This window comes from Camelimonas abortus (assembly GCF_042432745.1).
GTDB classification, from domain to species: domain Bacteria; phylum Pseudomonadota; class Alphaproteobacteria; order Rhizobiales; family Beijerinckiaceae; genus Camelimonas; species Camelimonas abortus.
Genome location: NZ_JBHLWR010000006.1, coordinates 32,809 through 53,286, shown reverse-complemented (window position 1 = coordinate 53,286; position 20,478 = coordinate 32,809). Strand labels below are relative to the sequence as shown.

16 protein-coding genes and 2 pseudogenes are annotated in these 20,478 nt (G+C 64.1%); 7 read left to right on the top strand and 11 right to left on the bottom strand.

Translation table 11 applies throughout. The annotated features are described in order from the left end of the window. Positions 1–82: 82 nt before the first annotated feature. Together ACFFJB_RS02555 and katG are read right to left on the bottom strand one after the other, a co-directional pair. Positions 83–247, bottom strand: coding sequence for a hypothetical protein (locus ACFFJB_RS02555; RefSeq protein WP_376829241.1), 165 nt, complete (start codon positions 245–247; stop codon positions 83–85). A gap of 170 nt (positions 248–417) precedes the next feature. Continuing rightward, on the bottom strand, positions 418–2,595 hold the full coding sequence (katG, locus tag ACFFJB_RS02550; RefSeq protein WP_376829239.1) for a catalase/peroxidase HPI: 2,178 nt from the start codon (positions 2,593–2,595) through the stop codon (positions 418–420). Between the two features lie 133 nt (positions 2,596–2,728). On the opposite strand from katG, the gene ACFFJB_RS02545 reads away from it, so the two are divergent. Further along, a complete protein-coding gene (locus ACFFJB_RS02545; protein WP_376829237.1) occupies positions 2,729–3,688 on the top strand; it encodes a LysR substrate-binding domain-containing protein in 960 nt (319 codons plus the stop codon). A gap of 280 nt (positions 3,689–3,968) precedes the next feature. After that, entirely contained in the window at positions 3,969–5,570 is a 1,602-nt protein-coding gene (locus ACFFJB_RS02540; protein WP_376829235.1) for a porin, read from the top strand. Positions 5,571–5,688: 118 nt separating this feature from the next. Here ACFFJB_RS02540 and ACFFJB_RS02535 read toward each other — a convergent pair whose 3' ends face one another. The 5 genes from ACFFJB_RS02535 to ACFFJB_RS02515 all read right to left on the bottom strand — a co-directional run bounded on the left by ACFFJB_RS02535 (position 5,689) and on the right by ACFFJB_RS02515 (position 9,280). Beyond that, entirely contained in the window at positions 5,689–6,204 is a 516-nt protein-coding gene (locus tag ACFFJB_RS02535) for a DUF4188 domain-containing protein (protein WP_376829233.1), read from the bottom strand. 173 nt (positions 6,205–6,377) lie between these two features. Further along, positions 6,378–7,412, bottom strand: a complete 1,035-nt coding sequence (locus tag ACFFJB_RS02530; protein WP_376829231.1) for an amino acid ABC transporter substrate-binding protein — start codon at positions 7,410–7,412, stop codon at positions 6,378–6,380. Between the two features lie 69 nt (positions 7,413–7,481). Then, positions 7,482–8,126 carry a L,D-transpeptidase gene (locus ACFFJB_RS02525; protein ID WP_376829229.1) on the bottom strand — a complete coding sequence of 215 codons (645 nt, stop codon included), beginning with the start codon at positions 8,124–8,126 and terminating at the stop codon, positions 7,482–7,484. Positions 8,127–8,273: 147 nt separating this feature from the next. Then, the gene (locus ACFFJB_RS02520; RefSeq protein ID WP_376829228.1) at positions 8,274–8,798 is read right to left on the bottom strand and encodes a hypothetical protein; all 525 of its coding nucleotides are present in this window, start codon (positions 8,796–8,798) and stop codon (positions 8,274–8,276) included. A gap of 314 nt (positions 8,799–9,112) precedes the next feature. Beyond that, positions 9,113–9,280: a hypothetical protein gene (locus ACFFJB_RS02515; protein WP_376829226.1), complete on the bottom strand. Its 168-nt coding sequence runs from the start codon at positions 9,278–9,280 to the stop codon at positions 9,113–9,115. 262 nt (positions 9,281–9,542) lie between these two features. Here ACFFJB_RS02515 and ACFFJB_RS02510 point away from each other — a divergent pair, with 262 nt between their 5' ends. After that, the gene (locus tag ACFFJB_RS02510; RefSeq protein WP_376829224.1) at positions 9,543–10,511 is read left to right on the top strand and encodes a magnesium and cobalt transport protein CorA; all 969 of its coding nucleotides are present in this window, start codon (positions 9,543–9,545) and stop codon (positions 10,509–10,511) included. A gap of 13 nt (positions 10,512–10,524) precedes the next feature. On the opposite strand, the gene ACFFJB_RS02505 is transcribed toward ACFFJB_RS02510, so the two are convergent. Beyond that, positions 10,525–10,884, bottom strand: coding sequence for a DMT family protein (locus ACFFJB_RS02505; protein WP_376829222.1), 360 nt, complete (start codon positions 10,882–10,884; stop codon positions 10,525–10,527). A gap of 166 nt (positions 10,885–11,050) precedes the next feature. Here ACFFJB_RS02505 and mepA point away from each other — a divergent pair, with 166 nt between their 5' ends. Next, entirely contained in the window at positions 11,051–11,983 is a 933-nt protein-coding gene (mepA, locus tag ACFFJB_RS02500; RefSeq protein ID WP_376829220.1) for a penicillin-insensitive murein endopeptidase, read from the top strand. 330 nt (positions 11,984–12,313) lie between these two features. Here the strand turns inward: mepA and ACFFJB_RS02495 are convergent, their stop codons facing one another. From ACFFJB_RS02495 to ACFFJB_RS02485, 3 genes and pseudogenes are all read right to left on the bottom strand, one after another. Beyond that, a complete protein-coding gene (locus ACFFJB_RS02495; protein ID WP_376829218.1) occupies positions 12,314–15,175 on the bottom strand; it encodes a glycosyltransferase in 2,862 nt (953 codons plus the stop codon). 358 nt (positions 15,176–15,533) lie between these two features. Then, positions 15,534–16,707: pseudogene (locus tag ACFFJB_RS02490) on the bottom strand (IS3 family transposase). 83 nt (positions 16,708–16,790) lie between these two features. Then, a pseudogene (locus ACFFJB_RS02485) lies at positions 16,791–16,937 on the bottom strand (transposase); the annotation flags it as partial. A gap of 418 nt (positions 16,938–17,355) precedes the next feature. Here ACFFJB_RS02485 and ACFFJB_RS02480 point away from each other — a divergent pair. The 3 genes from ACFFJB_RS02480 to ACFFJB_RS02470 all read left to right on the top strand — a co-directional run bounded on the left by ACFFJB_RS02480 (position 17,356) and on the right by ACFFJB_RS02470 (position 20,268). Further along, positions 17,356–18,444, top strand: coding sequence for a glycosyltransferase family 2 protein (locus tag ACFFJB_RS02480; protein WP_376829214.1), 1,089 nt, complete (start codon positions 17,356–17,358; stop codon positions 18,442–18,444). A gap of 130 nt (positions 18,445–18,574) precedes the next feature. Further along, a complete protein-coding gene (locus tag ACFFJB_RS02475) occupies positions 18,575–19,663 on the top strand; it encodes a DegT/DnrJ/EryC1/StrS family aminotransferase (RefSeq protein WP_376829212.1) in 1,089 nt (362 codons plus the stop codon). Continuing rightward, positions 19,660–20,268 carry an acyltransferase gene (locus ACFFJB_RS02470; protein ID WP_376829210.1) on the top strand — a complete coding sequence of 203 codons (609 nt, stop codon included), beginning with the start codon at positions 19,660–19,662 and terminating at the stop codon, positions 20,266–20,268. Before ACFFJB_RS02475 ends, ACFFJB_RS02470 begins: the two co-directional genes overlap by 4 nt. Positions 20,269–20,478: the final 210 nt, after the last annotated feature.

The following is a 20,478-nucleotide window of genomic DNA, read 5'->3' as shown; positions in this document are numbered from 1 at the left end:
CCGCCGCGCGCGCGACTTTCCGCCGGGCCCGCCGGCTTTCCGGCCGCCGGGGCGCCGGCGCGCAGGCCCGGCCGCAAGGGCGTTACTGGATGCGCGGCGGGCCGCCGCCCCAGATCTCCAGCACCAGCCACGCCGCCGAAGCCAGGGCGAGGCTGGCGAGCAGCACGTAAAGCGCCCTCACGCCCCACGAGCCGGCGCGGGCCTGCTCGCCGTCCATGATGATCCTGCCGCGTTTTTTCCAGAACATGCCGTTTTCCTGCCTGGCGGCGGAGCGCCGCCCTCACGGGGTCAACGTGGCGGCGGCGCGCCGGTTCCCCGCGTCGCCGGCCGGCCCGCCCGCGGCGGGGGCGCGCGGCGACGAAAAAAGCCCGCGGCGCAGGGCCGCGGGCCGTTCATGTGCGGCGTGCGTCCGCCGGCTCAGTCGAGCAGGTCGAAGCGGTCGTTGTTCATCACCTTCGTCCAGGCGGCGACGAAGTCCTTCACGAACTTCTCCGCATTGTCGTCCTGGGCGTAGACCTCGGCGTAGGCGCGCAGGATCGAATTGGAGCCGAACACCAGGTCGCAGCGGGTGGCGGTCCACTTGGTCACGCCGGTCTTGCGGTCGCGGATCTCGTAGCTGTTCCAGCCCACCGGGACCCAGCTGTAGCGCATGTCGGTGAGATTGACGAAGAAGTCGTTGGTCAGCGCGCCGACGCGGTCGGTGAACACGCCGTCCTTCGAGCCGCCGTAGTTGGCGCCGAGCACGCGCAGGCCGCCCACCAGCACCGTCATTTCGGGACCGGTCAGGCCCAGCAGCTGGGCGCGGTCGAGCATGAGCTCCTCGGGCGAGACCGCGAACTGCTCCTTCTGGTAGTTGCGGAAGCCGTCGGCGAGCGGCTCCAGCACCGCGAAGGATTCAACGTCGGTCTGCTCCTGGGTGGCGTCGCCGCGGCCGGGCGCGAACGGCACAGTCACGTCGAAGCCGGCGGCCTTGGCGGCCTGCTCGATGGCGACGTTGCCGGCGAGCACGATAACGTCAGCGATGCTGGCGCCGGTCTCGGCGGCGATCGGCTCCAGCGCGGCGAGCACGCGGGCCAGACGCTGCGGCTCGTTGGCCTCCCAGTCCTTCTGCGGCGCGAGGCGGATGCGGGCGCCGTTGGCGCCGCCGCGCTTGTCGGAGCCGCGGAAGGTGCGGGCGCTGTCCCAGGCGGTGGCGATCAGGTCGGCCGCCGGAACGCCGGCCGAGAGGATCTTCGCCTTCACCGCGACCACGTCATAGTCCCTGGCGCCGGCCGGGACGGGATCCTGCCAGATCAGGTCCTCCTTCGGCGCCCACGGACCGATGTAACGCGACTTCGGCCCCATGTCGCGGTGGGTCAGCTTGAACCAGGCGCGGGCGAAGGCGTCGGAGAAGGCCTCGAAGTCGTCCTTGAAGCGCAGGGCGATCTCCCGGTACACCGGATCCGCCTTCAGCGCCATGTCGGCGTCGGTCATCATCGGATTGTGGCGGATCGACGGATCCTCCACGTCCACCGGCCTGTCCTCCTCGGCGATCGACACCGGCTCATACTGCCAGGCCCCGGCCGGCGACTTCACCAGCTTCCATTCGTGCTTGAACAGCATCTCGAAGAAGCCGTTGTCCCAGCGGGTGGGATGGGTGGTCCATGCGCCCTCGAGGCCCGAGACCACCTGGTCGCGGCCGACGCCGCGGGTCCTGGTGTTCATCCAGCCGAGGCCCTGGAACTCCAGGTCCGCCGCCTCCGGCGCCGGGCTCAGATTGGCGGGATCGCCGTTGCCGTGGGCCTTGCCGATGGTGTGGCCGCCGGCGGTGAGCGCGACGGTCTCTTCATCGTTCATGCCCATGCGCGCGAAGGTCTCGCGCATCATGGCGGCGGTTTTCAGCGGATCGGGCTGGCCGTTGACGCCTTCCGGATTGACGTAGATCAGGCCCATCTGCACGGCGGCGAGGGGGTTCTTCAGCGTCTTCGCGTCGCCGACGTCGTCGTAGCGGTTGTCGGAGGGCGCCAGCCACTCCTTCTCGTCGCCCCAGTAGGTGTCCTTCTCCGGGTGCCAGATGTCCTCGCGGCCGAAGGCGAAGCCATAGGTCTTCAGGCCGGCCTTCTCATAGGCGATGGTGCCGGCGAGCGCGATCAGGTCGGCCCAGCTGATGCGGTTGCCGTATTTCTTCTTGATCGGCCACAGCAGGCGGCGCGGCTTGTCGGTGTTGGCGTTGTCCGGCCAGGAGTTCAGCGGGGCGAAGCGCTGGTTGCCCGTGCCGGCGCCGCCGCGCCCGTCGGTGTTGCGGTAGGAGCCGGCGGCGTGCCAAGTCATGCGCGCCATGGCCCCGACATAGGTGCCCCAGTCGGCCGGCCACCAGTCCTGGCTGTCCTCCATCAGCGCCAGCAGATCCCGGCGCAGCGCCTCGAAGTCCAGCTTCTTCACCTCCTCGCGATAGTTGAAGTCCTTGCCCAGCGGGTTGGTCTTCACGTCGTGCTGGTGAAGGATGTCGAGGTTGAGGGCGTTGGGCCAGAACGCGGTGACGGACGCGCCCGCCCGCGTCATGGCGCCGTGCGCCACCGGGCACTTGCCGACGCTGCGATTATCGTTGTTTTCCATGACAATCCCCTTCCAGTCGCGGGCCGCCTGTTTCCGGCGGTTTCCCTGGCGCCGGCGACCCGTCCGGCCGGTACTGTCTAAGCATATTCCATTCATAATGAGAACTTGAATTTTCAAATCGCTTCGATAAGTTATGCAAATGATATCCCTCAGGCAGCTCCGCTATTTCGTCGCCCTGGCCCGCCACCGCCATTTCGGCCGCGCCGCGGAGGCGTGCGCCATCAGCCAGCCGGCGCTGTCGCTGCAGGTCCGCGAGCTGGAGGAGCAGCTGCAGGCGCAGCTGGTGGAGCGCGACCACCGCCAGATCCGGCTCACCGCCCTCGGCGAGGCCTTCGCCGCCCGCGCCCGCGACATCCTGCAGGCGGTGGACGAGCTGGAGGACCTGCCGCGCGCCTATGGCCAGGCGCTGGCCGGCCAGCTGCGCATCGGCATGATCCCCACCGTGGCGCCTTATCTGCTGCCGGAGGTGATGCGGCGCCTCGCCGGGCAGTTTCCGGACGTGGACCTGCGCCCGCGCGAAGCGGTGACGCAAAAGCTCCTGGCGGACCTGGCGGAAGGGACGCTGGACTGCGCCGTGGTGGCGCTGCCCGTGGCCGGGCCAGGGCTGGCGGCGCAGCCGCTGTTTGAGGAGGAGTTCATCCTGGCGCGGCCGCTGGCGGACAGTGACCGGCCGCCGCCGGACCTGGAGGGGCTGAAGGCCATGCGCCTGCTGCTGCTGGAGGAGGGACACTGCTTCCGCGACCAGGCGCTGGCGTTCTGCAACATCCGCAGCGCGCCGAAGGACATGATGGAGGGCAGTTCGCTCTCCACCCTGGTGCGCATGGTGGGCGCCGGCATCGGGGTGACCCTGATTCCGGAAATGGCGGTGCAGGCGGAGACAGGCGCCGCCGCGGTGAGCGTCACCCGCCTGCCGGCGCCGCACCCCACCCGCACCATCGGCATGGTGTGGCGGCGCAGCAGCCCGCTGGCCGCCCATTACGCGCAGGTGGGCGAGGCGGCGCGCGCGGCCTTCGCCGCGCTCCGTCCGCGCCTGCCGGACCGGCGGCGACCGCCACGGCCTGATCCGGCCCCGCGCCCCGCCGCCCGCCCGTGACCGCAGGAGGCGGCGGGCGCGTGGTCATTGCGTTGCAGGCGCCCACCAAACGGTCACAGTCGTGTTTTTTTGTGACACATGCGCCAAACTGCGCCGCACTGCAGCGTATTTGATCCTTCGCGCTGTTGCCTCCGCAAATGATGACGCTACGTTCGCGTTATTGGTCAAATTCGACCAATTGCTCCGCATGAAAGCGGACCAGCGCGGGTCCGGCCCCTTCCTGCCCCTTGGGAACCTCCCCCCGCGACTGGAAAAACCATTACTTTCAGAGGTTCAGGCCATGAAGCTTGCAAAGGCCCTGCTGCTTGGGTCAGCCACCGGCTTTCTCGCCGTCACCGCGGCGCACGCCGCTGACCTTCCCGCCTCCAAGGCTGCGCCGGTGGAGTATGTGAAGGTCTGCTCGACCCACGGCGTCGGCTTCTTCTACATCCCCGGCACCGACACCTGCATCCGCGTTGGCGGCCGCGTGTCGTTCGGCTACGAGTTCGCCCAGTACCGGGCCCAGTCCGGCCAGGACAAGTCGAACTATATCGTCTCGGGCCGCATCCAGGCGGACGCCCGCACGTCGACCGAGTGGGGCACGCTGCGCACCTTCGTGCGCTTTGACATCGCCAGCCGCACCGGACAGCAGCACGGCGCCTCCGGCACGCTGCGCAACAACGGCCCGTCCGCGTTCAACGCCACCGGCGTCGACACCTACAACCGGGCCTACAAGTATGTGGAAGTCGACAAGGCGTTCATCCAGTTCGCCGGCCTGACCGCCGGCCGCGCCGCGTCGTTCTATGATTTCTACGCCTCCGACGTCGACCTGACCGGCATGACGCTGGCCTCCAACGTCGGCTCCACCAACCTGCTGGCCTACACCGCCAAGTTCGGCAACGGTTTCAGCGCCACGCTCTCGATGGAAGACCCGACCTTCCGTCGCAATCCCCTGTACTTCGGCGCCGGCGCCTTCAACCCGGCCACCGGCCGCGCCTATGTCACCACCCAGGCCGGCGGTCTGGCCGGCGGCGCCTACAGCCCGTTCTGCGTCAACGGCGGCGTGATCGGCTGCACCTTCGCCGCTCCGGTGACCACCTATGACGCCGCTGGCCGCCCGGTGGGCTTCACCTACCTCGCCATCGAGCAGCGCCTGAACGTTCCGGACTTCGTCGCCAACCTGCGCGTCGACCAGGGCTGGGGCTCCGCCCAGCTGTCGGCCGCCGTGCACCAGATCGCGCCCGGCAACTTCGTCAACAGCGGCTTCGAGAACGGCGGAACGGCCCGTCGCCCTGACGCGAAGTGGGGCTACGCCGTGCAGGGCGGCGTGAAGTTCAACCTGCCGTTCATCGCCCCGGGCGACGCCCTGTGGCTGCAGGCCGCTTACGCCAGGGGCGCCATGTCCTACACCGGCATGGACGTTCCCACCGGCCGCGACAGCGTGACCACCGGCGGCATCGGCGGCGGCACCCGCTTCGCCGCCACCAAGATCGACGGCTATGTCGACCCGGCCACCGGCGCCATCAAGCAGACCGAGAGCTGGTCGGTCGCCGCTGCGTTCCTGCACTACTGGACCCCGCAGCTGCGTTCGGGCGTCAGCGCGTCCTACGGCCAGGTCAGGTTCCCGGCCGCCGCCCGCATCACCGGCCCGCTGGGCAACCTCAACACCGGCGCCGGCGTGTATAACGCCGCCTTCCGCGACTACAGCCAGTTCGTGGGTTCGGGCAACCTGATCTGGTCGCCGGTCAAGGACCTCGACATCGGCGTCGAGGTGCTCTACGAGCGCATCGACATCCGCAAGGGCCGCGTCTGGGACCAGAACCGCGGCGGCGCCGCCACCGGCAAGACCGTGACCTACGACGACAACTGGCTGACGCGCCTGCGCATCGACCGCACCTTCTGATCCGGAAGGCGCGCGGGAGGCGCCGCCGCGGCGGCGCTCCCCGGCCGGTCATGACGAAGCCCGGGACGGCGTCGCCGCCCGGGCTTTTTTTTTTTCGCGCGCGGCCGCCTGCGGACGCTCAGGCGGCGTCGCCGTCGCCGTAGAGGCTGGCCTCGCTCACCGGCGCCGGGCGCGTCTCGGGCCCGCCGAGGCCGGCGCGCCGGCGCGAGGAGAACATCGCCCCGCGGGCGGGCGCCGCCGGCGCGAAAACGCGCATGCCGTTGCGAACCGGCATGTTGATGTACACCGCCTCCATGCCGCCGCGCATGAAATAGGCTTCGTGCCAGAAGCCGGTTCCGGCCGGATCGCGCACGAAGGCGCGCCACCACCGGGCGTGGGGCTCGCTGCGCGCCCAGGCCTCCAGCGCGTCGAAGTCGCGCCAGTACTGGCGGATGCCCACATGCGGCGGGAACAGCGAAAACAGGAAGCTCTCGTGATGCAGCAGGCCGTCCGGACGGCGTCCGGCGGCGTCGGTGATGCGCGGGCCAAAGCCAAGCAGCGTTTTCAGTCCCCGCCATGTGTTCACGCGCATGCCCAGCAGGATCACCACAAGGTCCGGATAGCCGGACAGGTCGACGGTCTCACGCTGATGCATCGCCCCCTCCCCCACGGACGGCCGCGACGGCCCCGCGCTGCAAATCCGTTTCCTCCAGCCGGCGACGCGCTGTTTTTCCCGCGCGTTTCGCGCGCCGGCCCCCCGGGCCGGCGTGACGGCGCGGCGCGCAGGCGCGCCGCAGGCGGCGACGGGCCGTGAGACGGCCCGCCGGCTCAGCGCATCGGCGGCGCGTACAGGATGCCGCCCATGTTCCACAGGTGGTTCAGGCCGCGCGGCACGGCCAGCTTCGTGTTGACGCCGAGATTGCGCTCGTAGATCTCGCCGTAATTGCCCACCGCCTTCACCATGCGGATGGCCCAGTCGGGATCCAGCCCCAGCGCCTTGCCGAAGCCGCCTTCGGCGCCCGTGAAGCGGCGCACCTCCGGCTTTTGCGATTCCAGCGCCCGCCCGACGTCCGCCTGGCCGACGCCCAGCTCCTCGGCGTTGACCAGGGCGAAGTGGATCCATTTCACCACATTGAACCAGCTGACGTCATCGGCGCGCACCGCCGGCCCCAGCGGCTCGCGGGAGATCACGTCCGCCAGCACCACCGCCTCCTCCGGCCGGTCCAGCCGCAGCCGCTCGCCATAAAGCGCCGACTGGTCGCGGGTGAGGACGTCGCACTTGCCGTCGCGGAAGGCGGCGAAGGCCTCGGCGGCGTTCGGGAAGACCAGCTCCTCATAGGTCATGGAGTTGGCGCGGAAAAAATCGGCCAGGTTGAGCCGGGTGGTGGTGCCGTCCTCGACGCACACCTTCGCGCCGCTGAGGCCCAGGGCGCTGTCCACGCCCATGGCGCGGCGCACCAGGAAGCCCTGGCCGTCGTAATAGCTGACGCCGGCGAACAGCACGCCCTGCGACGCCTCGCGGTCCAGCGTCCAGGTGGTGTTGCGCGCCAGCACGTCGACCCTGCCGTCCCGCAGGGCGGCGAAGCGCTCCGGGGCGCTCAGCGGGGTGAAGCTCACCTTCGCCGGATCGCCGAGCACGGCCGCGGCGATGGCGCGGCAGTAATCGGCGTCAAACCCTTTCCACTGGCCGGAGGCGTCCTTCTCCGAGAAGCCGGCGACGCCTTCGCTGACGCCGCAGCGCAGCTCGCCGCGCTTCTTCACCTCGTCCAGCGCGCCGGCCGTCGCCGCCAGCGGCGCGGCCACGGCCATTGCCGCCGCCACGCAGATCGCGCCGATCGCCTTGCAGGCATTGCGCCACGCCATGTTTTCCCCTCCCGCGTTTGATGTCGCCGGCCCGCGGCGGCGTCGCGGCCGCCGCGGCGCCCCGCCGCCTTACAGGGCGGCCTTGTGCCGGACGATGACGCGCGTGCCCACCGGCACCCGCTCGTACAGGTCAATGATGTCGCCGTTGGCCAGGCGGAAGCAGCCGGACGAGATCGCCTGGCCGATGGTCTCCGGCTGGTTGGTGCCGTGAATGCGGAACACGGTGGAGCCCAGATACAGCGCGCGCGCGCCCATGGGATTGCCCGGTCCGCCGGCCATGAAGCGCGGCAGGTAAGGCTGGCGCTTCAGCATGTCCGGCGGCGGACGCCAGTCCGGCCACTCGGCCTTGCGCGTCACCGTCACCTGGCCCGACCACTGGAAGCCCTCGCGGCCCACGCCGATGCCGTAGCGCAGGGCGCGGCCGTTGCCCTGCACCAGGTAGAGAAAGCGCTCGCTGGTGTGGATGATGACCGTGCCCGGCGGCTCGCTGGTGCGGAACAGCACCACCTGGCGCGCATAGGGCCCGGAGGTGATGGACACCTCTCCGGTGGAGATGCGGCCCGGCTCGTCGCCGATGTCCATGGTCTCGCGGAATTCGGCCGCCGGCCGTGGCGGCGGCAACGGCTGCGCGGCCGCCACCTGCCCGGTGGACAGCAGCGCCAGCGCCAGCAGGCAGCAGGCGAGAAGACGTCTGTACGCGATGGCGCGTCGCATGGTCCCAGCTCCACGATACGGCGCGCCGCCTCCGGCGTTCGCGCGCCCTGTCCGCCCGACGGGGGCCGCCCGGCCCCCCCGGGTCCTTTTCCGGCTCATGATGCGGCGCGCGCAGGCGCGCCGGGCGGCGCCGCCGCCTGCGCCGCGTCAGCCGCAGCGCGCGAAAATGAAGGTGCCGTAACGGCGGTGCGCGTCCGGATCGACGAAGCGCATCTCCAGCACGCCGTTGGCGAAGGAGAGAATCTCGCGGTCGGCCGGGTCGCCGGCCGGGGCCTCGAAGCCGATGTAGGCGCGCCCGTCCGGCGCGGCCTTCAGGCGCAGCTCGTAGAGCTTGGGGTCGTCGGCCACATGCATCATCACGCCGTCGGTGGGGCCGGCGGTGATGACATAGGGCTGGCCGCACTGGGCCTTCGCCTGGGCCTCGGTGCGCTTGCGGTCCTTGGGATCGTGATAGGAGGCGACGCCCCACTTGCCGACCAGCTGGTCGCGGGTGACATGCGCGGGCGCCGGCGCGCCGGTCCGGGGCGTCTCGCGCACGCCGCCGTCAAAGGCGCAGCCGGCGAGCAACGCCGCGGCCGCAACCGCCGCCGGCGCAGCCAGCCCCCGCACCGTCCTGTCCGTGCGCCGCATGTGGACGCGCCGCTCCGCCGGCTCCCTGCCTGTCAGTCGCATTTTCCACCCATCAACCTGGCCTGACGCGCGCAGTCGCGGCTTCCCGCCCGACGCCGCCCGCATCAGCGGCCGTTCCGTCGTGATTTGGTTGCACAATGCGTTCAATGAGACGGTCATTCAAGGCGAAAACATGCGTCAACGCCATGAATGCGGGCGCCGGCGCCAGAGCCGGCCGCGGCGGGCGGGGATGGTTCCGGCGCCGCCGGGGCTGCGGTCAGGAAGGCGGCCATGATGAGGGAAGGACGGGAGCGGTCAGGAGCACGGACGGGGAGCGGGGAGCGGACAAACAGGAGCGGGAGCGGATCCGGGACGCGTCAGCGACGGTCGAGACGCGCCAGCAGGGCGCGCATGGCCTCCGGCGGCTGCGCCGCCGGCGCGACGGCCTCGTACAGCGTCCGCAGCCTTGCGGCGACGGCGTCGCCGATCACCATTGCGACCCTGTCCGGCGCGGCCGGCGCCGCGCCCTGTTCCCTGTGCGCCATCGCTGTTTCTCCGCGCGGGGACGCGGCCGGGCTGTGGTTTCCCCCGGTTTCGTCCCGCCATCGCCTGTCATCGCCGCTCACGCCGTCCTCCGCCCGTCCGGCGCCGCGCCGGCTTTCGCGACAGGCGCCGATCCGACAACGGACGGCGCCCGGCAAGGTTCCGCCCCAGGATGACGCAGGCTGGCGTTGCCGCGCCGGCCGCGCGCGGGAACAATGGCGGGGCGCCGTCGCTGCGGCGGCGCGGATGCAGGAAGGAGCAGCCATGACGGTCGTCGCAGCTTTCCTTTACCATAACGGCAGGACGGCGGCGCCGGTGACGCTGGACGACCCGCCGCCAGACGCCCGCGACCGCTCCTCCTTCGTCTGGATAGGTCTCCGCGAACCGGAGGCCGCCGAGCTGGAGCGCCTGCAGCGCGCCTACGGCCTGCACCCGCTGGCGGTGGAGGACGCTCTCGGCGGCGCGCAGCTGCCCAAGCTGGAGGCGTTCGACGACCAGCTGTTCGTGATCGCCGCCACGGCGCGGCTGGAGGGCGACGGCCTCGCCTGGGGCCAGACGGCGTTCTTTCTCGGCCGCAACTACCTGATCAGCGTGCGGCACGGCTCGGCCCGGGCCCACACCGGGCTGCGGCGGCAGCTGGAGGCGGCGCCGGGACTGCTGTCACAGGGGCCGGATTACGTGCTGCACGCCATTCTCGACTTCATCGTCGACGGCTACCTGCCGATCATCGAAAGCATTGAGGAGGACGTGCTGGCCATGGAGCAGCGCATGCTTGGGGCGCGGCCCGGGCGCGACGACGTCAGCCGGCTGTTCCGCCAGCGCCGCACGCTGATCCGCTTCCAGCGGGCGCTGGGGCCGATGTCGGAGCTGTGCGGGCGGCTGGCCCATCTGGAGCTGCCCTGCGTCGACCGGTCGGCGCGTCCCTATTTCCGCGACGTGCACGACCATGTGCTGCGGGTGGAGAGCCGCGTCGCGGGCCTGCGCGAAATCATCACCTCGGTGTTTGAGGCCAGCAACCTGCTGGAGCAGCAGCGCCAGGGGGCGATCACCCGCCAGCTGGCGGCATGGGCCGCCATTCTCGCCGCTCCTACCGCCATCGCCGGCATCTACGGCATGAACTTCCGCAACATGCCCGAGCTGGACACGAAATACGGCTATTATGTCGTGCTTGGCCTGATCGTGGGGGTGTGCGTGGGGCTGTACGCGCGCTTCCGCCGCATGGGCTGGCTGTGACCGCCCGCGTCCGTCAGGACGACAGCGGCCCGCGGAAAATGAACAGCGCGCCAAGGGCGATGAGGGCGAAACCGACCAGATGGTTGAGCGTGAAGCGCTCGCCCAGGACCACCACCGAAAACACCGCGAACACCGCCAGCGAGATCACCTCCTGGACCGTCTTCAGCTCGGCGGCGCTGTACACGGCGTGGCCGATGCGGTTGGCCGGCACGGCGAGGCAATACTCGATCAGGGCGATGCCCCAGGAGACGAGAATCACCACTGGCAGGGAAGCGCCTGGAAAGCGCAGGTGGCCATACCATGCCGTCGTCATGAACACGTTGGAGGCGAGCAGCAGCAGCAGCGGCAGCACATGGGGCGACGACAGGCTCATGGCGGGTTTCTCCGGGGATGACCGAGGCATTTTCCGGGCGCGGTCCGGCGGGCCGCGCCTGCGTTACGCGCTTCCGCGCCGGCGCGCAATCGCCGGGCGCGCGGTTGCCGCCGCCGCGTCTCTGTGAGAATCTTCCGCCATCGCGTCTCTGTGAGAATCTTCCGCCATGAAGAAACAGCTGCTTTGCCTTGCGCTGGCCGGCGCCGCCCTGCTGGCCGCGCCCCAGGGGCGCGCGCCCGCGAGCGCCCAGGAGAACGCCCGCCAGGAGGCGGCGCGGCGGGAGGCGGCGCTGCGCTCCCTGCCGCCGGACGCCGCCCGGCGGCTGTTCGGCCAGGTAAGGACGCCGGCGCCCGGCCCGGCGGCGGTGCACGGCTTTTACTCGCGCGGCTGCTACGCCGGCGGCGTGCAGATGCCGCCGACCGGCCCGACGTGGCAGATGATGCGCCTGTCGCGCAACCGCAACTGGGGCACGCCGCGGCTGGCGCGCTTCCTGCAGCGCTTTTCCGCGAAGGCTGCGGAGGTGACCGGCTGGAAGGGGCTGCTGATCGGCGACCTGTCGCAGCCGCGCGGCGGGCCGATGCTCACGGGCCACGCCTCGCACCAGCTCGGCATTGAGGCGGACATCTGGCTGCGGCCCATGACCGGCCGCATCTACAGCGCGGCGGAGCGGGAGGAGATCCCCTCGCTCAACCTGGTGCGGGCCGACCGGCTGGACGTGGACCCGGCGACCTACACGCCGGCGCATTTCGCCCTGCTGAAGCTGGCCGCCTCCGAGCCGGAGGTGGAGCGGGTGTTCGTCAACCCGGCGATCAAGAGGGCGCTGTGCCGCGACGCGGGCGCCGACCGGGCGTGGCTGCGCAAGATCCGCCCCACCTGGGGCCACAACTACCATTTTCACGTGCGGCTGGACTGCGGCGGCGCCCCCACCTGCCGGCCGCAACAGCCGCCGTCGCCCGGCGACGGCTGCGGCGCCGAGCTTGACTGGTGGTTCAGCCCCGAGGTGCTGCATCCCAAACCCCGGCCGCCGCGCAAGCCACCGCGGCCGCTGACCCTCGCCGACCTGCCCCCGGCCTGCAAGGCGGTGCTGGAGGCCAGGTGACGGCCCGCCGCCAGCGAGCCCCAGCGCTGACGATCCGCAGCCTCACGTCGCTACCGCACTCCCCACCGACGCGGCTGCATCATTCACGGATCCGATCACGATGACGGCAGGCAGGCTGCAGATCCGGGCTGCGCCATTACGGAGCATGAAGCGTGGTCAAGGAACGCGGACGCCCGCACGACGGCGGCGGCGTTCAGAAGCTTCATCGCCGCACGCGGCGCAAGGCCCGGACCACGAGCAAACCAGGATCACGCCCGCGCTGCCGCCCCCCAATGAGGCGTCCGCACGCATGCCGGGTGCCAGTCCGAGCAACGGAAAGGACGCTGCTTATCACTCTGAGCCAATTTCTCGCTTGAGAATCTCAAGTCTAGGCGCAATCTGCGCCTCATAACTATACAACTCCAACGCCTTCTTGCGCCCGTTCTTGCCGATCTCTCTCAGCGCCGCGGGATTGGCCCGATACCACATTATACGATCAACAATTACGTCGGCGTCATGCGGCACGATAACGATGTCCTTATCTTCAGCAAAATACGCGTTCATCTTAAGCGGGTCTGTGCAAAATAACGACACTTCCTGAAGCAGCGCATCAACCCCTGTGCCCGTGGGAAAACCGTCGAACGCACCGTCCCGCAGCACAAATGGCACATTGCACAGAAGGATCAAATCCTTATCGGCGTAAAAGGTCGGAAACCAGGCCGGCTCACGCCCGCCATAAAAAAAGATTTTTCCTTCAAGACCATCAACCGGCAGATCATCGGCTGAAAAACCACCGACCACATGGAAGCGGCATTCCGGCGCCGCACGAACCAGCTTTCTCGCCACATCGAGAAAAATATCATATCCCTTGTCGTGTCCATCCGACATATATTTATGCGCCGTAAAGCATATATCCAATGTATTTTTTTCAAATCCAAATTTTCTTCTCTCAATATTACTCGACTCCAACGCAATCAAGGGAGTTACAACGCCGTAAATCAGATCTATCTTACTTGAATCAACAAACTGGCCCGAGACCAGATAATCTCTTGTATATGTTTGAGTCACAATAACGCGCCGAAACATCTCGCTGGAAAAGACGCGCCTAAGCATCTGGTCGGACTCCGGGACACCCACCCGGAAAGCGCCGCCTGGATATAGCGTAAACACAAACGGAATCCGATTACGTTCAAAATATTCAACATTCAACCAAGTATTACCAAGAAACACCGTGTAACCAAGCCGCGCGGCAACGTCCGGCGGGCTATCGCAGCCAATAATTCTCCCCCTGAAAAGCGACTGCTTCGAAATATGGTCGTTGATAATATCTTCCCGGGATCGCGCATCATCAAAGAAAGAAAAAGCAGCGCCTGTCGTGAACGCAACCGCGTTAGAAAACTCAGTCAAATAGGCGTCAAACTCCGCCGCCCGGAAGGCTGACTGTGGATGCGGATAGGCATCATCAACAATGACAAGATCGCAACGGGCCCTTGTCGACGGCCGTGCGCCCCGTCGCCTTGTCAGCATCACGCGAGGAACTGAAGACGCACGTCTTGCCGCGGACTTCAGCCGCGCCCACGCGAGATCCAAACGATCAAAACGTCTGGAAAGCCTTGCGAGCTCCTGTCCGACGGCAAACAGGAGATCGTGGATAGCGTCGAGCTTTCCGCGAACGCTCGCTCCTTGCGGCGAATGCGCCATGAGAAGCGTTTCTGCGAGAATTTCCTGATACCGCAAGCGATTTATAGAAAGATACGTCCCGAATTCGCGGTCATAACGATAATCCAGATGATGATTAACTTCGATCACCATTTTGGCCGCAATACTAAGTTGCCATATTTCCGAATACCCGGACCAAATACCTTGATCATGCTTGCGATATGCGGCCATTGGCTCAGGGAAATATTTAATCTTCCCGCACTCGGCATTGAGAATATCAAACACCCAGTCACAGCCGGGCAAATGATAAAGCCACTCTGGAACAGATTTAACCTGCTCGTTGCGTATCATACATGATGCAGTGGCGATGTAATCGCCGGTACACAAATCCCGAACGGTTGTTGTATCTGCAATATTACTTAATAACGGAGCACCAAGAACGCCGGCATCGTCAGCGAGATAAACGTTATGACAACTTATAGCATAATCCGGGTTCGCTCTCAGAAAATCAACCTGTCTCTGTAATTTTTTCTTGTCTATCCAAAAATCATCTCCTTCCAGAAAAGCGACAAACTCACCTCTGCAGGCCTTATAGGTTTCCAGATAATTGGCGACCGCGCCCAAATTCTTTTCCCGTTCCAGCAGGCGAATTTTGTCAGGGCGGGCCCTCTGGAACTCCCGACAGATGTCCCGCGTCCGGTCCGTAGACGCATCCTCGCCGATCACTATCTCGTAAGGAAAATCCGTTTCCTGAGCCAGAGCGCTTTGAATAGCCTGAGCAACATATTTTTCCTGATTATATGTGATCATTGAGACCGAAACGACCGGCCGTTTCTCCGGAGCAACGGAAAAAACATTTGCTTGGGCGCACAGATCATATTCGCTGCACTTTTCGCGCAATTTCCTTATTCGGCGCGAAACATCACGATCCAACCTCGTCAAAATTGTAAAAGTATCTGCAGAATGTATCGTATAGAGCGATGACTGTGCATATCCCAAGGCGGGCTTGACGGACTCCCAGTCGGTGTCATCGAGGACCAGAACATCACCGTCGGCCATCAGAGACATATACCGCCTGACGTCCTCCATCACACACCGGGTGTCATGATTGCCGTCAATGTGAATCATCATCGACCCGGACGCCTTTTCGGCGACTAGCGGAAAAGCGGCCGAAGACGCCTTGCGGAAGACGGTGGTGGACGCGTCAAGCTCCAACGCCGACCGCCGTCCCATAAACTCATCATAAACGCTATCCCAGTCCGTTGTTGCAATGAAAGCTGCAACAGCCTCGCGAATATCGTCAGGAAGACCCTTCTCGTCCGCCTCGTCACGGGAATATGGGTCAACCGCAATACTATGACCGCCCCGCTGCGCAAAGGACCAAGCCAAAGGAAGAAAACTCCGCCCGCGATAGACCCCCACCTCGATATAAGTCGTTAGACCGAGGAACTCTGCCAGCGCCGCCATGACAGCAACTTTAGGAAAGCCGCTCCCCCCACCTATATCAACCGGCACAGAATAAGTGATTTCGCACAACCGCTCTAAATCGATCATGACATCTCGTCTCTGAGAAAAGCGACCGCACCACGCATAACCGCCCGCCCACGCCTCTGTCAATTCGGATTCCCACAAAGGCTACACATGAGTCGCAAAAAACGACTGCTATCTTATAGAGATAAAAATATATAGACCAGCATCGCAAACAAATAACATCCAATTATATAGATGCACACCCCTTGGCGCGACAAATATGTTATACCTCCCCCTTTGCGCCACAAAATTTACAAATTGCCAATGACATAACGCTGTAGTATTTATATATTTAATCACATTTTGCGAGAATTATAGTGATTGTTGGCATATTCAGGTCACTCTGGCTGGCCTGACCCCATAGGGTGGTCCGGTTTCAATCTTAGTTCATGATCGGCCTTGGGGCTATTGCCTGGGCAGATGACGGTGCTGCTCCGCTTGCTGGCGCAGGCCAGATGATGGCCTCGGGTGCCAGTGGCTTGTATCCAAGCGACGAGTGTGGCCTCTTGGTGTTGTAGTATCGCCGCCAGGCTTCGATGATGATCTTGGCCTCGGCGAGGCTGTAGAAGATCTCACCGTCAAGCAGTTCGTCGCGGAGCTTCGAGTTGAAGCTCTCGCAGTAGCCGTTCTCCCAAGGGCTTCCTGGTTCGATGAACGCTGCGCTGTCTTTGCGCCGACGGCTACGATCCACTCCCGTACAGCCTTGGCGATGAACTCCGGGCCGTTGTCGGAACGGACATGGCCCGGCACGCCGCGCAGGATGAACAGGTCCGACAGGGTGTCGATGACGTCGGTCGAGTTGAGCTTGCGATCAATGCGGATCGCCAGGCACTCCCGGGTGAACTCGTCGATGATGTTGAGCATGCGGAACTTCCTGCCATCGTGGGTCCGGCCCTCGACGAAGTCATAGGACCAGACATGATTGGGGTGCTCCGGCCGAAGCCGAACGCATGATCCGTCATTCAGCCAGAGACGTCCTCTCTTCGGTTGCTTCTGGGGAACCTTCAGCCCCTCCCGCCGCCAGATGCGCTCGACACGCTTGGCATTCACCGTCCAGCCTTCGGATCGCAGCATTGCCGTGATCCGGCGATAGCCATAGCGGCCGTAGCGTGAGGCCAGGCGGATGATGTCGGCGGTCAATGCCTCTTCATCCGGCCGGCCTTTGGGCTTTTTGCGGTGGGTCGAACGGTGCTGGCCGAGAACCTTGCAGGCAAAGCGCTCCGAGACGGAGAACTTCGCCATGACATGATCGACGCAGCGACGGCGGCGAGCGCGGCTCAATAGTTTCCCGAGGCAGCCTCCTTCAGGATCAGCTTCTCGAGCGTCAGGTCCGACACCGCCTTGCGCAACCGGTCGTTCTCTTTCTCAAGCTCTTTCAGGCGCTTCACCTGATCGCCCTTCAGGCCGCCGAACTCCTTGCGCCATCGGTAATACGTGAACTGTGTCACGCCGATCGAACGAACCGCTTCGCCAACTGACCGGCCTTGTGACAACAGAACATCAACCTGGCGCAGCTTCGCCACGATCTCTTCAGGTCTATGCTTCTTCTGGGGCATTCAAACGTCCTCCTACGGCTCAATAGCCTACTTCAGGGAGGACCACTTTTCAGGGGGCAGACCATGATCGCCCTTCAGGCCGCGAACTCCTTGCGCCATCGGTAATACGTGAACTGTGTCACGCCGATCGAACGAACCGCTTCGCCAACTGACCGGCCTTGTGACAACAGAACATCAACCTGGCGCAGCTTCGCCACGATCTCTTCAGGTCTATGCTTCTTCTGGGGCATTCAAACGTCCTCCTACGGCTCAATAGCCTACTTCAGGGAGGACCACTTTTCAGGGGGCAGACCACCGTAGCCCGGGAAGGGAACATCCTTTTGCCGGCCGTCAGCATTAGCTTTGCGCGGCCGACTCACGCGTGGCGTCATCAAATGAAATTCTCCGACCGCTTCCAGTGTCTGAGACCGCGCCCGAAGGGACAAGGCGCGAAGGCCTCGCCCGCCTCAAGGCCATATTGCGAAAATAGCTGCCGCCAGCTAAACTCTCCGGCAAAGGACCGCGGTGTTAATGCTATTGGCGAGAAACGCGCCCCTCGACGCGCGGTTCAACGGGATCGAAATTAAAAGGCATGATGTGAAATATTAGACACGCGAGTGAAATGCAGCAAAATTACGCGCGATCGACAATTAAATTTTGGAACCGGCAATGTGGCGTGATAGTATACTGCAAAAAAATTCCGCCAAAATTCGCGTACTTCCCCGAATTATCCGGCACGTACTGTCGCTTGGCCTAGCCACCCGCCTGGACGCCACCACACACGAGCAACATGCGATACGGACCGAGCTTGCAGACGCTCTTGAACGCCTTCATAAACTGGAGCGGCGTCACGACGAGGAAATTTGTGCGTTATCGGAGCGGGCACAGCGGCTAGAAGATCGGTTCCGCGAGCTCGAGCTTAAATGTCATACGGAACGAATCCTCACGCTCGAAAGTCAGCACATTCTGGAGCGGGACCGCCTCGACTGGGCGCTTGGTTTACTGGAAGGACTGGCGGAAGAGTTACAGAAATATCAATTCGCACGTCAGGACCCCACCTACTGGGACGCTTACGCCAAAGCTAGCCCGCTGGTTTCCGTCTGCATCGCGACGTCAGATCGCTCCGCGTTACTGGTTGAGCGTGCTCTAAGGTCCGTGCTGGCGCAATCCTATCGCAATCTTCAAATCATTATTGTTGGCGATCACTGCACCGACGATACCGAACAGAGGCTGGCCGAGATCAGGGACAGCCGAATTACGTTTGTAAACCTCCCCGAGCGGGGGCCCTATCCACCACCCGGCATCGATAGGTGGCGCGTCGCCGGCACAAACGCAATGAACCGGGCCCTCGAGCTGTGCGAGGGTGATTTTGTCACGCATCTGGACGACGACGATGCGATGACCGGAAACCGCATTGAAACACTGCTCACGAACGCGCTAGAGCACCGGGCAGACTTCCTTTGGCACAGATTTCGGTATCAGCGGCCCGATGGCGAATGGATCACCTTGGGCAATGGAGAATTTGTCGTTGGCCAAGTGACGACTGGTTCTGTTTTTTATCATCGTTATTTCACGCGGTTTCCGTGGGACGTGAATGCTTACCGTATGTCGGAGCCAGGTGACTGGAACCGCTTTCGCAAAATCAAGCTCCTGCGCCCTCAACTCTATTTTGTAAACGAGCCACTGCTACTCCACTTCAGGGAGCGCAATCAGCCGCCCTTTTTGCAGCAGACGAATGAACGGTTTCTGGACGATTGAGCGCTCCACCCCTTCCATTTGGGTGAATGGCAGTTCATGAAATGATAATGGACGATTCGGTAATTCAAGGAAGCGAATCATAATGCTGATACCGTTTCTGCGGCCCAAACCACCCAGATTGAGTCAGCTCGTGGCGGAGCTTGAAGAAATCGAAAATTCAGGAATATTTTCAAATTACGGACCGGTAAACACCCGCCTCGAAGCTGCGTTGACTCGCAGCCTTTTCGGCAATCTTGGCGGCTGCCTGACGGTCAATAACGCAACGACGGGGCTCATGCTCGCGATCAGGGATGTCATGAAGGCCCCCTACGACAGCCGGCGTCGCTATGCGCTGATGCCATCCTTTACATTCGCTGCAACGGCGCATGCCGCGATCTGGGCCGGGCTGGTTCCTCTTCTGTGCGATATCGACCCCGAAACATGGCTTCCCTGCGTACGGTCAGAAGAAGAGCTACTCCAAAAATACAAAGATCAAATTGATGTTATTATTCCTTACGCTACTTTTGGCAACTGCCTCGACCTCACGCGCTATGACATGCTTTCCAACAAGTATGACGTCGGCATAGTCGTCGACGCCGCAGCTTCTTTAGGATCAAAAACCGAAACCGGCGCAGGTTTCGGCGAAGGGTTCAGATGGCCTGTCGTCTTTTCGATGCACGCCACAAAGACATTTGCAACGGCGGAGGCCGGGTTAATTTACTGCAGTGATCCTGATCGGCTCGCCCGGCTACGCGTGATGGGGAATTTTGGCTTCGGTGAGCCGCGGACAGCGACGATGCCCGGGCTCAATTCCAAGCTGAGTGAGATCGGCGCATTGCTGGGCCTCGCGAAACTTGAAGAGTTCGAAGATGTCATTTCCGCTCGCGAAGCCCTTGCGCGAACGTATATCAACAATCTTCCAGATTTTGTTTTCCAGCGTCTGACCGGGAATCGCGTAGCGTATCAATTTATGCCAGCGCTTCTGCCTAAACGGCTTGAGCGACACAGGGAGGCTCTCTTTGATAAATTATCGGCAGCGGGCATCGGAGCTGCACAGTACTTCAATCCGCATATCGCGGAGCAACCATATTTCGCCCGGCTTTCGGCGGTGGGCGATCTGACGGTTACAGCCGATATCAGTCGACGTATCGTCTGCCTCCCCCTGTCCGACGACCTGACCGAGAGGGAAGTCCTGCACGTGTGCGCGGTTATCCGGTCATTCATGGAGGATCGCCGGTGAAAAACGACTTTCTGGATGACAGGGAGCTGGCAGGTCTGGGCCTGAAACGGTTGGGGCGCCACGTGCGAATCAGCAGGCATGCGTTGCTCTTTGGAGCAGACCGGATTGAGGTCGGAGATTATTGCCGGATCGATGCTTTTTGCATCCTTTCAGCGGGAGCGGACGGACTTCGTATTGGCCGCAATGTTCATATATCGGCATATACCGCGATACTGGGACGTATGCTTGTTGATATAGGCGATTTCGCAACGATCTCGGTTCGGTGTACGATATTCAGTTCAAGCGATGACTACAGTGGCGCCGCCATGACCAACCCGACGATCCCACTAAAGTACAGAGGCGTCCAGGATGCCCCCGTATATGTCGGAGCACATGCGATTGTTGGCGCTGGCAGCATAGTGTTGCCGGGTGTCTGTATCGGTGAAAGCGTCGCGGTAGGCGCTGGCAGCCTGGTCAAACAAAATGTGCCGCCCTTTACAATCGTGGCAGGGGTGCCTGCCAAACGGCTTGGGCAGCGCAAAGACAATCATCGGGCGCTTGCTGTCGCCATGATTGAGGAGGAAAGTAGACGCCAGCCCGGGGAGGACAAACCGCCCTCTCGCTGAGAGCAGCGGCAAGTATAATGGCTAATGGCTGAAGGAGACGCGTTGGGCGTGGCGGTCATACTGCGTCGCCAGCCGCCGGCAGCCCGTCGGCCGGCGGGATGCCTCTTCCAAAGCTTTCGCCTGTTCAGGCCATACCGTTTCGGATCCGGCACGCGCAGGCATCGCCTGAAGAAGTGACGGCTGTCATCAGAGGGACGCAGAACCGCCCCC